Annotated in this window: 7 protein-coding genes; all 7 read left to right on the forward strand. The window is 51.6% G+C overall.

Features of this window, described 5'->3' with window-relative positions; translation table 11 throughout:
* Window positions 1-97: 97 nt before the first annotated feature.
* The 7 genes from NST69_RS08160 to NST69_RS08190 all read left to right on the forward strand — a co-directional run bounded on the left by NST69_RS08160 (window position 98) and on the right by NST69_RS08190 (window position 12,832).
* Window positions 98-1,819, forward strand: a complete 1,722-nt coding sequence (locus NST69_RS08160; protein WP_341169355.1) for a histidine kinase — start codon at window positions 98-100, stop codon at window positions 1,817-1,819.
* Between the two features lie 40 nt (window positions 1,820-1,859).
* The gene (locus NST69_RS08165; protein WP_342548960.1) at window positions 1,860-3,419 is read left to right on the forward strand and encodes a response regulator; all 1,560 of its coding nucleotides are present in this window, start codon (window positions 1,860-1,862) and stop codon (window positions 3,417-3,419) included.
* Window positions 3,420-3,613: 194 nt separating this feature from the next.
* Entirely contained in the window at window positions 3,614-4,540 is a 927-nt protein-coding gene (locus NST69_RS08170; RefSeq protein ID WP_036721498.1) for an ABC transporter permease subunit, read from the forward strand.
* A gap of 19 nt (window positions 4,541-4,559) precedes the next feature.
* On the forward strand, window positions 4,560-5,489 hold the full coding sequence (locus NST69_RS08175) for a carbohydrate ABC transporter permease (protein ID WP_036721501.1): 930 nt from the start codon (window positions 4,560-4,562) through the stop codon (window positions 5,487-5,489).
* Window positions 5,490-5,556: 67 nt separating this feature from the next.
* Window positions 5,557-7,131, forward strand: a complete 1,575-nt coding sequence (locus NST69_RS08180) for a DUF3502 domain-containing protein (RefSeq protein WP_340954618.1) — start codon at window positions 5,557-5,559, stop codon at window positions 7,129-7,131.
* A 109-nt stretch (window positions 7,132-7,240) separates the two neighbouring features.
* The gene (locus NST69_RS08185) at window positions 7,241-9,595 is read left to right on the forward strand and encodes a beta-galactosidase (protein WP_342548961.1); all 2,355 of its coding nucleotides are present in this window, start codon (window positions 7,241-7,243) and stop codon (window positions 9,593-9,595) included.
* A gap of 129 nt (window positions 9,596-9,724) precedes the next feature.
* Window positions 9,725-12,832: an ATP-binding protein gene (locus NST69_RS08190; RefSeq protein WP_342548962.1), complete on the forward strand. Its 3,108-nt coding sequence runs from the start codon at window positions 9,725-9,727 to the stop codon at window positions 12,830-12,832.
* Window positions 12,833-12,854 lie beyond the last annotated feature (22 nt).

Raw genomic sequence — 12,854 nt, forward strand, 5'->3', positions numbered from 1 at the left:
AGCATTGTGCTAACAGCGCGGAGTGAATCTGCTCTACAATATGAATATTAGTTCTATAGAATAGCTGTAACGAATTCCATGCAGAGGATGTCAGTGAATGATGCCCAAGCTTAAGAAGTACATGCCTTTCACCTATAAAATGATGATTCCTTATCTGCTGCTGGTTCTCCTCACGGATGTGTTCATCGGCTATATCTCCTATTCCATGCTGACGGATTCCAGGACAGAGATGGCCGAGTCCAACATCCGCACAGGTATGGAGCAGTCGAGGAACAATATCCGCTATCAGATGGATGAAATACAGCGGATGTCGGACAACCTGTTCGGCAGCCAGCCGTTCCAGCGTGCGCTTGAGCTGAAGGGGACGCCGTTTGAGATCTATCTGACGATGCTTGACGAGATTATCCCCCAGATTACCGCGCCGCTGCAGCTGTTCGGGAACAAGATCCGCTTCATGCTCTACACCCCGAACCCAGATCTGAACATTGTGTCCGGGGATAATCTGGATGAGCCGATCATTACCAGCGATTACTATATTCTGCCGCTGGACGATATTACAGGCAGTCCATGGTATCGCTCGCTGAAGGATTCCAAGCGTGATAATTTGTGGCTGCAGATTGATACGGACCAGAAGCTGGGCAACCTCTCGCATGTACGCAGACTCGTCAACTTCAGTGATTACAAGTCGCTGATCGGTTATGTGCGGATTACGGTATCGCTGGAGGACCTGTTCGGCGGCTTCGACACCTTCCCGCTGGAGGAAGGAATTACGCTGCGGCTGGTGGAGGAGACCACTGGGGACGTTCTGTTCCAGCGGGGTCCCGCCAATAATAGCAGCGGGGAGGGGAGCTTCCTCAGGCTGCAGGAGCAGATTCCGGGCAGTAACTTCATGATTGAAGCGATGGTTCCGCATAAATATCTCACTCAGGATGCCGGACGCCTGCGCCGTGTGATTATCGCAGTCTGCAGTCTGAGCTTCCTGGTTATGACCCTGATCGGGTATGTGGTAGCACGGATATCGGGACGCAAAATGAGCCGGATCGTAGGCCTGGTACGCTCCTTCCAGGACGGGAACTTCCAGAAGCGCATCCGCTTCTCCGGTAATGATGAATTCGTGCAGATCGCGGATTCCTTCAATGATATGGCCTCCAACATCCAGGGGCTGATCAACAGCGTGTATGTGCAGGGAATCCAGAAGAAGCAGGCGGAGCTGGAAGCCCTGCAGGCACAGATCAATCCGCATTTTCTATATAATACACTCTCTACCATCAGCAGCTTGGCCAATCTGGGTGAGATCGGCAAGGTCACGGAGATGGTCCAGGGGCTGTCCCGGTTCTACCGGCTGACGCTCAATCAAGGCAATGTCTATATTGAACTGGAGAAGGAGCTGGACCAGGTGGCTACTTACTTGGAGATCCAGCGGGTCAAATATGCGGATGCCTTCACGCTGCACGTGGATGTGGACGAGGAGATTCTGCACATGCAGGTGATTAAGCTGCTGCTTCAGCCTTTTGTCGAGAATATATTCAAGCACGCCTGGTTCGGTGAGACCATCGCCATCCGGCTGACCGGCAAGCGGGTGGGGGACAATATTGAGCTCAAGGTAATCGATAACGGGATCGGCATGCGCCCCGAGGTAGTCAAGCGTATGATGCAGGGGCCGAGCCAGTCAGGCGGTTACGGTGTGAAAAATGTGGATGAGCGGATCAAGCTCAGATACGGCGATGCTTACGGGGTGAGCATTGCTAGCTTCTACGGAGGCGGGACAACCGTGCGGCTGCTGCTCCCTGCCGGGCTTCAGGGTGATGAGGAGCTGTAAAACTTAGGGTCAGTTACACCTACAGGAGGACAAGATTGCGATGAGTATCAATGTATTGCTGGTTGACGATGAAGCGATTGATCTGGAATGGCTGCGGCGCAGAGTGCTGGCCAGCCCGCTGGATCTTGCAGTGGTAGGAACGGCGAACAGCGGCTTCAATGCGCTTAAGATCATGGAACAGGAGCGGGTGGATATCATCCTGTCCGATATACGGATGCCCATTATGACGGGGACGGAATTCGCGCGCCGGGCGAAGGTCATCCATCCAAAGGTCAAAATTGTCTTCATCAGCGGCCATGAGGATTTCAGCTATGCCAAGGAAGCGATTGAGATCAATGCCTCCGGTTATTTATTGAAGCCTGTGGAAGACAAGGATCTCTACGACATGCTGGAATCCTTGTCTGCTGCTCTGGAGCAGGAACGGGAGAAGAACCGCTCCTTCACCGAGGCGTTGTCTCTGGTGAACAAGGAGCTGATTCTGCGCTGGTTCGAGGATGCATCGCCTGAGCCGGCGGAGCAGCATCTGCGCAGTGCTCTGAATCCGCTGCTCATGAAGGGAGCGGCTGCAGCGATTATTGAGATCGATGATCTGGAATGGAAAATGCGCGACCTGTCCGAGGAGGATGCACGTGTCAAGACGCGGCAGATGGCCGGACTGATCAGAGCGTTCGTAGAGAGCACACAGCTGGGAACACTGATTCCTGTCCATCATCACCGGTTCGTCATTCTGTGCAGCCTTCCGCCGGACAGCTTCCTCAGTCTGCTGGATGAGCTGATTAAGCAGATGGCCGGGAGCTCACCCTGCACCTTAACCATCGGGGTCGGACGTTACGCCCAGGATGAGGCGGGGCTGCATGAATCCTACCAGCAGGCAACGGCTGCACTCAGTGCGAAGTGGCTGCTGGGCAAGAACCGGCTGATCCGCGACAATCTGGAGTCCTCCCCGCGCGGAACGCCGGGGGCCAGGATTGAACAGACTGTTGTGCAGCTGCTGGAGGCTATCATCCAGTATGATCTGGTGGCGATTGACGATTATCTGCTGGAGCTGTTCACGAATGCCGGCAAGAAGGATGTCTATGAGCTGATTATCCGTATCACCTCCAAACTGCATGCGGATCTTCAGCAGCAGAATGAGAATCTGTATGAGCTGCTCCAGTGGGAGTCTCATCAGCCGGACATTCTGTTCCAGTTCGAGACGATTCACGATATCCTGTCGTGGATGAGACGGAGATTCTTCGAGCTGTCGGAGCTGCTGTATGTGAAGCGGCAACGGCAGAAGCGCAAGCTGATCGACGAGATTATGAATTATGTGGAGGAGAATCTGGAGAAGAAGATCACGCTGAAGGAGGTAGCCGCCCACTTCGACTTCACCCCGAATTATCTGGGCTTCCTGTTCAAGGAAGAATACGGGGTTCCCTTCAGCGAGTACGTTAACGAACGCAAGACAGGCAGAGTGTTCGAGCTGCTCAGTGATCCGACGCTTAAGATCTATGAGATAGCTGAACGGATGGGCTATAAGAATATCATCTATTTTAACCGTCAGTTCAAGCAAATTACCGGCATGACGCCGGGGGAATACCGTAAGAAGCAGAAGATATAAGCTTTGTGTTGCCAAACGTTGCCAGCTCTGGTTTTCAAATCAGAGGCAACGTTTTTTGTTTTTTTGGAAAGTATATATATTTAAACGGATCGTTGAAAAAGTATTACTTTTAGTTGATAGCCCTAATCCACACCGGAAGGACGCTTATTTATAATAAGGCTATAGAGAAATGGGAATGGGAAAGGGGATTCAAGATGAAACAGAAACAACACGGATTCTGGGATGACGTTAAGAAATACAGATCCTTGCTTCTTATGCTGACACCGGCAGTATTGTTCTTTCTGCTATTTGCTTATCTGCCCATGTCGGGCATAGTGCTGGCATTCAAGCAATTTGATTATACTGGCGGGGTATTCGGCAGTCCGTGGAACGGACTGGATAACTTCAAATTCTTCATTGATTCCGGTGACGCCTGGCGCGTAACCCGAAATACAGCGTTATATAACATCGCATTCATCGTTGTGAACAACGGGCTTCAGATCTTCGCAGCGATCCTGCTGTTCGAGGTAGCGGGCAAATGGTTCCGCAAGCTGACCCAAACGGTATTGTTCCTGCCTTATTTCATCTCCTGGGTTGTAGTTGGAGCCATTGCGTACAACCTGTTCAACTTCGATGTAGGTACCGTTAACGTATTGCTGAAGGGACTCGGTATGCAGCCGGTGGATATCTATAATACGGCAGCCTACTGGCCGTTTATCCTGGTCATTGTCTCCGCCTGGAAGACACTGGGCTACGGAACGATCATGTATCTGGCCGCCATCACCAGCATAGACACCGAGATGTACGAAGCCGCCGAAATTGACGGCGCGAATATTTTCCAGCGGATTATGAAAATTACGATTCCTAACCTGATGCCGACTGTCATCATTCTGGTGCTGCTGGCGATCGGTAATATCTTCCGCGGAGACTTCGGGATGTTCTACAATATGGTCGGCAACAACGGCCTGCTGTTCTCATCCACAGACGTAATCGACACCTTCGTCTTCCGCTCTCTGACCACATCCAATGAAATCGGGATGTCTGCGGCAGCCGGATTCTACCAATCCCTGCTCGGCTTCGCAACCATCATGCTGGCCAACTATGCAGTACGCCGATACGACAAGGATCGCGCTCTATTCTAGGACAAGGAGGTAATGCCCAATGAGTTCAACCACTGCAAATATTAAATCACCGGAAGTACGCAGAAAGCCTGCTAACCGGGACAAGATGGTGCTATCCATCATCGGATACGTAACCTTAACAGTACTGGCCATATTCTGTATCTTCCCGTTCATTCTGGTCATCTCTTCCTCTCTGAGTGAAGAGAGCGCGATTATCGAGAAAGGGTTCCAGATATTCCCAACCGCCTTCTCGACAGAGGCGTACAGCTTGCTGTTCAAGTATCCGGCTGAGATGCTCAGAGCGTATGGCGTGACGATCTCCGTTACGGCCATCGGTACTATCGTCGGATTATTCCTGACGTCAATGACAGCCTACGTGCTGTCCCGGAGAGATTTCAAATGGCGCAGCCGCTTCTCCTTCTTCTTCTTCTTCACTACATTGTTCAGCGGCGGTCTGGTTCCATGGTATCTGATGATCATCAACTATCTGCATCTGAAGGATACGCTTCTGGTACTGATCCTGCCGATGATGATGAACGTCTTCTATATTATTGTCATGAAGTCCTTCATGAGCAGTATCCCGGATGCAATTACAGAATCCGCCAAAATTGACGGAGCCGGCGATTTCCGGATCTTCATGCAGCTGATTGTGCCGTTGTCCAAGCCCGCCCTGGCGACCATTGGTCTGTTCATTGCCTTGGCCTACTGGAATGACTGGTATAACGCATTGCTCTTCATCTCCAAGTCGGAGCTGATGCCGCTGCAGTATTATCTCTACAAAATGTTAGGCAACATGGATGGAATGCGTAAGGCGATGATGGCTTCCGGTGCGGTAGTCAATACGGACCTGCCAACCGAAAGTCTGAAGATGGCCATGACGATTGTGGCTACAGGGCCAATCCTGCTGGCGTATCCGTTCATCCAGAAGTATTTTGTAACAGGACTTACGATTGGCGCAGTCAAAGGATGATTACAGGGCAACCTGGTTATCAATATAAGACTTAAAGCAACTATTATTTAAGGGGGAAATACAGGTCATGATGAACAAGAAAAAGAAACTGACAGTTACGCTTGCAACGATGATGGCGCTTGGAACGGTCCTCAGTGCCTGCGGCGGCAATAATAATGGTAATACAGGAGCGGAGGCTACGAAGGCTCCGGCGACATCGGAAGGAGCAACAAATTCCGGTGCTCCGGACACCTCCAAAGAAGTGAAGCTCAAAATGATTCTGCTCGGGCCACAGCCTGGGGATTACGACAAGGTCTTCGGAGAGCTGAACACCAAGCTCAAGGAAAAAATCAATGCTACCGTAGAAACCGAATTCCTCGACTGGTCTGACTGGACCCAGAAATACCCGCTGAAATTCGCAGCAAATGAAGACTTCGATCTCGTATATACAGCGAACTGGGCCTTCTATAACGACCAGGCGCTGAAAGGCGGATTCCTGGAGCTAACGGATGATATGCTGACCAAATACATGCCACAGACCTGGGAAGCGATGCCGAAAGTGAACTGGCAGCAAGCCAAGGTGGACGGCAAGCTCTATATGGTTCCTAACAACAATGTTGAAGTAACCGACAAAGTGGTGCTGTACCGTGAGGATCTGCGCAAAAAACACAATCTGCCTGAAATCAACAGTGCTGAATCATATGCTACTTATCTGAAGGCCATTGCCAAAGATGAGAAAGGCATCACCGCATTCGGTGCCAAGCCTGCAGACGGCTGGAAATTCCATGAGCTGGATCAGACGCTGCTGGAGCAGAACAACAACTTCAACCTGGTAGATGCAAGCCTGCTGCCACTGGCGTACAAGCTGGATGATGCAACCGGTAAAGTCTTCAACATCTATGACACACCGGAATTCACTTCCCTGCTTAAATATTACAAAGACCTGGCCGATAACGGCGCGTGGTCCAAGAACGTAGTCAGCAACAAAAACGATGTATGGCAGGATGTGAAAGCAGGCAAAGTATCCTCTTATGCGCACAATCTGGGTACTGTAGCTGCTAACCTGGCTGAAATGCGCCGTGACAAACCGGATGTAGAGCTGGGCATTGCTGACCTTACCCCGGACAAAAAGAAAATTGCTGCGATCTCAACGCAGAACGGGATGTCGGTGCATGCAACCTCCAAGAATCCTGAGCGCGCACTGATGCTGCTGGATTTACTGCAGAATGACAAGGAAATTCACGACTTGACTATGTACGGTATCGCCGGAAGCAACTACAATCCGGAAGGCGACAAGAAGTTCACCGCCGGTCCTGCTGCCGCTAACTACACAGGCTTCTCGAACTGGGGCTGGAACTCCCCGCTGAACCGTCAGGATGCAGCGTATCCTAAGGAAGCGGACGATATGTTCAACACTTGGCAGTCCAGCATCTATCACTTCCCGCTGGAAACCTTCGTCTTCGACACTACGCCAGTGAAGAACGAAGTGGCTAATATCGGCAACGTGATGCTGCGTTATGCGATTCCGCTTGAATATGGCTTGATCGAAGATCTGGCGAAAGGCCAGGCAGACCTGATCAAGCAGCTGAAATCAGCAGGTCTGGATAAGGTGCAGACTGAAATGCAGACACAGATCGATGCGTTCCTCGCAGCGCAGAAATAACAGAATAAGCTTACGGGCTGCTCCAAAGCAATAGCTTTGGGGCAGTTTTTATGAAATTATAGGTATAGGTTGTACAAGGATCATACAATATGGCAAAGGAGCAATTCTCATGAGATATACGATACAGGCTGGGGTGTCTCCCAAAAAAATCTACCCGTCCACACTGAAGCTGGGCGGGAGCAATCCTCAAGGGGATGAGATCCGGTTCACGAATTATTATATGGAGCGCAGCGGCAAGCCTTATTTCGCCATCTGCGGGGAATTCCATTATTCACGGTATCCCGAAGCGGATTGGGGGAGTGAAATCGCCAAGATGAAGCTGTCCGGCATCAATGTGGTGGCGACCTATATCTTCTGGAATCATCATGAAGAGGTGGAAGGAGCGTTCGAATGGGCAGGCAACCGCAATCTCCGGAGATTCGTGGAGCTGTGCCGGGATAATGGCCTATACGTCATCCTGCGTGTGGGTCCGTTTTGTCATGGCGAGGTCCGTAACGGCGGACTGCCGGACTGGCTGTTCGGCCGGGAATTCGATGTGCGCTCCAATGACGAGGGCTACCTGAAGTATGTGAACCGCCTGTTCAAGGAGATCGGCAATCAGGCCGATGGACAGATGTTCAAGGATGGCGGCCCGGTGATCGGGATTCAGCTGGAGAATGAGCTGAATGCTGCGGCCGCTCTCTGGGAAGAGACCGCCAAGCAGGGTGACGAATATCTCAGCGGCGGAGCGAGCGGTGAAGCGGGATCTGAGCATATGCGTCTGCTTAAGCAGTATGCGGTGGATTCCGGTCTGATCGCTCCGATCTATACCAGCACCGGCTGGGGCGAGGCGCCGTTCCTGGAGGATGAGGTGCTTCCGCTCTACGGAGGGTATGCCTATACTCCGTGGAGCATCAGTGACCCGAATCAGGTTCAGAAGCCGACGCCGGAATACGTATTCGTGAATTTCCATGATGACAAGGCGCCGGGCGGCGAATTCAATCCGCCGTATGCGCGGACGAAATACCCGTTCGCTTGCTGTGAGATGGGCGGCGGGATGCAGACCTGGTATCTGTCCCGATTCCAGGTGGAACCGGAAAGTGTCATCGCCATGACCTTAATGAAGCTTGCCGGAGGCTGCAACTTCATCGGGTATTATATGTTCCATGGCGGAACCAATCCGGTGGGAAGAACGGGATACCTGAATGAGAGCACTACGCCGAAGCTGACCTATGACTTCCAGGCGCCAATTGGGGAATTCGGCCAGATCCGTGAGTCGAATCACCTGCTTCGTCCGCTTCATTATTTCCTGCGCCGGTTCGCAGACCGGCTTGCACCGATGGCAACTATACTTCCTGAAGGGGCAGAAGCAGTTACGCCGGAGGATGCGCATACGCTGCGTTATGCAGTCCGCACGGACGGCAAGTCCGGGTTCCTGTTCGTCAATAACTATCAGGACCATGTGGAGATGGATACGCACGAGGAGGTTGTGTTTGCGGTAGAACTGGGAGAGGAGATGCTAAGCTTCCCGCAGCGGAGCAAGCTGACAGTTCAGCCCAAGGCTTCCTTCCTGCTGCCGTTCAACTTCGCGCTGGATGGTCTTAATCTTAAGGCTGCCACGGCCCAGCCTGTTACGGCTATTGAAACGGAGGAAGCAGCCACCTACTTCTTCTCTATGCCGGAGGGCATCGACGCTGAGTTCCAGATTGACGCGGATGCCGGTATTCTGGAGGTGAGCGCGGAGACCGGAGACGTAGCAGAGAATGGCGGCTATAATGTGCTGATTCCGCATCACCAATCATCTATGATTGTGATCCGGCGGGACGGAGCCAGAGAAGTCCGTATCTATGCCATGAGCGCTCGTGAAGCTGCGGCTCTGTGGGAGCTTGAGGAGAACGGCCGCAGCCGCATCATCTTCTCACCGGTTCCTCCGGTTCAGACCCCGGGCGGAATTGAATTCATCAGCCAGGGGCATCATGCATTCACATTCCGTGAATACACGGGCGGAACTGAGGCGGCAACGCAGTGGAATACCGCACAGGCGGATGCAACGGTCAGCGGACGACAGGATGGCTGGTTCCAGGCTTACGAGGTACAGGTACCGCAGAAGGAAATCACGATTCCGATGCGCCGGATTCAGGATCACAAGGTTGTCCTCCAGTTGCCCGAAGAAGTCCTGGAGGGTTCGGAAGAAGTCCTGCTGAGCATTGATTATACAGGCAATGTGGGCTATGCCTTCGCTGCCGGGCAGCTGTTCCACGACCATTTCTATAACGGCCTGCCGTGGGAGATCGGCCTATCCCGGTTCCGGGAGGTACTGCGCCGGGGCGAGATCGTTCTGGAAACGACACCTCGCCGGACAGGTGCTGTTAAGCTGGCCGACGACGCCGCCATGGCTGTGGAGAAGGTGTTCGAGGGCGAAGCCGTTGCCGTGTTCCATAGTGTGACCGCAACAAAGGTGTACCGGATCGGACTAACAAGGTAATGCAAGAAGGAAGCACTGTCCAGGAAGCTCCGCTGGATGGTGCTTTTTTCTGTTTAAGTATTTTGTGAGATTTTTATAAGTGCATTAAGTTAGAATGAGAACATCGATGATTTGAACTGGAGGCTGTTTGTGAGAAAGGTAAATATCCGCAGACTTGCGGGAATCGGCATATTCTTCTGTATTATCTTTTCTTTGATCTTCATGATCTTCTCACTGACCCGGTCTCCTCAAAATGAGGTAAGCGTGGAGAAGGGAGTACTGGATCTGTCCTCATGGAATCTTGAGCAGCAGGGAGTCGTGAATTTGGATGGTGAGTGGGAGTTTTACCAGGATAAGCTGCTGAGCCCTGAGGATTTCCGGCAAGGCCGGTATGATTCTCCGCCTGCCTATTTGAAGGTTCCCGGTACCTGGCGCGGCAAGAATCCCGCTGGCGGGATGAGCAGCAGGGGTTCAGGCACCTACCGTTTACAGGTATTATTGAAGGATACCGATGAAATACTCGGCTTAAAAATAAGAAGCATCCGCATGGCCCACCGTCTGTTTATTGGTGGACAGGAGGAGGGGGCCAGCGGGCTTCCTTCCACGGACAAAGGCGCGTTTCAACCCGGAAACACACCGTATTCGATATTTTTTCATCCGGATTCCCGCAGGCTCGAGATTGTGATCCAAGTCTCTAACTATAATTTTGTCACCGGAGGAATTGTGAACTCCCTCACGCTTGGAGCACAAGAGGACATCACCCGGCGCAACATGATACAGATCGGTGCGGATATCGGAATCATTTTGATCTTGGCCATGTTCGGTGCCTATCACCTCAGCTTCTATTTTATTGGCCGCCATGAGAAGGAGTATTTGCTTAGCGGATTTTTCTTATTGTTTCTGGCCTTGCAGAACTCCTTGTACGGGGAAAAGATGTTTCAGCGTTTCCTGCCGTCGGTCCCCTTTGATTTTTCGTATAAGCTGCTGGATGTCAGCCACTTTCTTAACGCGATACTGATTATTGTGTTCTTTTGTACCGTAGAGTCGCACCTGATGTCGCTGCGCAGGCTGAAGCTGATTCTTACCCCGTTTATGGCCTATCTTGTTATGGTTGTGCTTTTGCCATATGCGGTGCATATTCGAGTGAAATATTTCTTTATATTCTATCTCTGGATCGTTATGCTCGGCATTGTAGCGAGAATGGTCTATTTGTATATGCGCAGGCAGAGTCAGGTGGCAGACCGTGCGGAGCTGATGCTGTTCATTGGCGGAGCCACTGCGCTGATGATCTATCTGATGAATGACGGCCTTTATTCCGAGAACATTGTCCAGAGCAATTTTACAGGAAGATGCGGAGTTATTGCATTTATTGTGCTCATTAATATCCTGCTGGCCGTGAGGTTCTCGAATGCGTATGCCAAAACAGAGATTCTATCCCGTAAGCTATGGACAGCGAACCAGCTGAAGGACGAATTCCTGATGAACACCTCTCATGAGATCAAGACACCGCTCCATGGAATAATGAATATGACCTCTTTTTTACTGGAGAATCAGGAAGAGAATTTGCATGCAGGCCAGAAGCAGAATCTGTGGCTGATTAAGGATACGTCCACGAAGCTGTCGATGCTGATCCAGGATCTGATCGATGTCAGCCGGTTGAGGCACGGAGAGCTGCGATTGCACCAGACCGCTGTTGATCTAAGCGTGGCTGTCCAAATTGTATATGATATTCTCCGGTTCGAGCTGGCGGGCAAAGAGGTGCAGCTAATCAACCAGGTGGAAGCCGATATATGGGTACTCGCGGATGAGAGCAGACTGCGGCAGGTGATGTATAACCTGGTTCATAATGCGATTAAGCATACCCGTCAGGGATCGATTCAGATTACAGCAAGAGTAGCCGGGAGTGAGGTCTTCATTGAAGTGGAGGACACCGGAACAGGGATATCCGAAGAGAACCATGCGGCGATCTTTGAATATTTCGAGCAGGTGGACAGGCTGCTGCCGCAGGACGGATATACCGGAATGGGGGTAGGGCTGTATATCAGCAGGAAGCTGGTGGAGCGTATGGGCGGTGTGATTCGGGTGGATTGGTCCGAGAAGGGCAAGGGAACCCGCATGGTATTTACGCTGCCTGTAGTAGACCCTATTCCCGAATATCAGCAGGCTGCCGTATCCGAACCTTACGCGCTGCATGCCGAAGTTGATTATACGGTGCTTGATGTACTGGACCGGGAAGGGCAGACCATTCTGATTGTAGACGATGAGGCCTCCAACATCCATACCCTGCTGAATATTCTCCGTCGTCATGATTATAATGTGCTGGTAGCCTTCTCCGCCAAGGAAGCATTGACCAAACTGCAGGAATATCAGCAAGTGGATCTTGTCATTCTGGATATCATGATGCCGGGTACATCGGGGATAGAATTATGCCAGTCACTGCGCAGCCGTCATTCTATACTTGATCTGCCAATTCTGTTCGCCACAGTCAAGGATGCACCTTCCGATATTGCGCTGGGCTTCCGGGCCGGGGCGAATGATTTTGTGACCAAGCCCTTTGAGAGCGAGACGCTGATGGCCCGGATTCATAACCTGCTGGCCATGAAATTGTCGATCCAGGAAGCGATCCGGCATGAGCATGCGTTCCATCAAGCCCAGATCAAACCGCATTTCCTGTATAATGCGATGAGCAGTATTATCTCATTCTGTTATACCGATGGCGTCAAGGCAGCTTATCTGTTAACCATGCTCAGCCAATATATGCGCTTTATTCTGGATATGGACCGCTCCACACTCGTCATTCCGTTGTACCGGGAGCTGGAGCTGATTCAAGCCTATGTGGAAATTGAACAAGCCCGCTTCGGGGAGAGGTTCGACTATAGCAGCCAAGTGGATGATTCCCTGAAGGCAGTGAATATCCCGTCCCTCTGCATCCAGCCGTTTATTGAGAATGCCATCCGTCATGGACTGTTCGAGAAGGAGGGGCAAGGCAAGGTTGCCTTAAGGATTCAGGCTGGTGACGGATACATGAAGATCTTAGTCGAAGATGACGGTGTCGGCATTCCCGCTGATCTGTTATATACATTGAATAGTCAAGGAGAGCTGCAAGGAAGCATTGGTATTCAGAATATTCGCAAGCGTCTGGATATGATTCCGGGAGCCAGCTTAAGCATTCATTCTGAAGCAGACAGCGGTACGAAGGTAACGATCTATCTGCCGCTCAGCGGCGGCGGCTCCGGGCAAGGGGCTTCTGAGGAGTAGGAGTAAATATGATTCTGCGTGA

This window comes from Paenibacillus sp. FSL P2-0089 (assembly GCF_038595095.1).
Taxonomy (GTDB): Bacteria; Bacillota; Bacilli; order Paenibacillales; family Paenibacillaceae; genus Paenibacillus_AQ; species Paenibacillus_AQ silagei.

What these genes read in the sequence shown, in the direction of transcription:
- NST69_RS08185 (WP_342548961.1), top strand. Translation starts at nt 7,241, where the DNA reads ATGAGATATACGATACAGGCTGGGGTGTCTCCCAAAAAAATCTACCCG.
- NST69_RS08170 (WP_036721498.1), top strand. Translation starts at nt 3,614, where the DNA reads ATGAAACAGAAACAACACGGATTCTGGGATGACGTTAAGAAATACAGA.
- NST69_RS08180 (WP_340954618.1), top strand. Translation starts at nt 5,557, where the DNA reads ATGATGAACAAGAAAAAGAAACTGACAGTTACGCTTGCAACGATGATG.
- NST69_RS08165 (WP_342548960.1), top strand. Translation starts at nt 1,860, where the DNA reads ATGAGTATCAATGTATTGCTGGTTGACGATGAAGCGATTGATCTGGAA.
- NST69_RS08175 (WP_036721501.1), top strand. Translation starts at nt 4,560, where the DNA reads ATGAGTTCAACCACTGCAAATATTAAATCACCGGAAGTACGCAGAAAG.
- NST69_RS08160 (WP_341169355.1), top strand. Translation starts at nt 98, where the DNA reads ATGATGCCCAAGCTTAAGAAGTACATGCCTTTCACCTATAAAATGATG.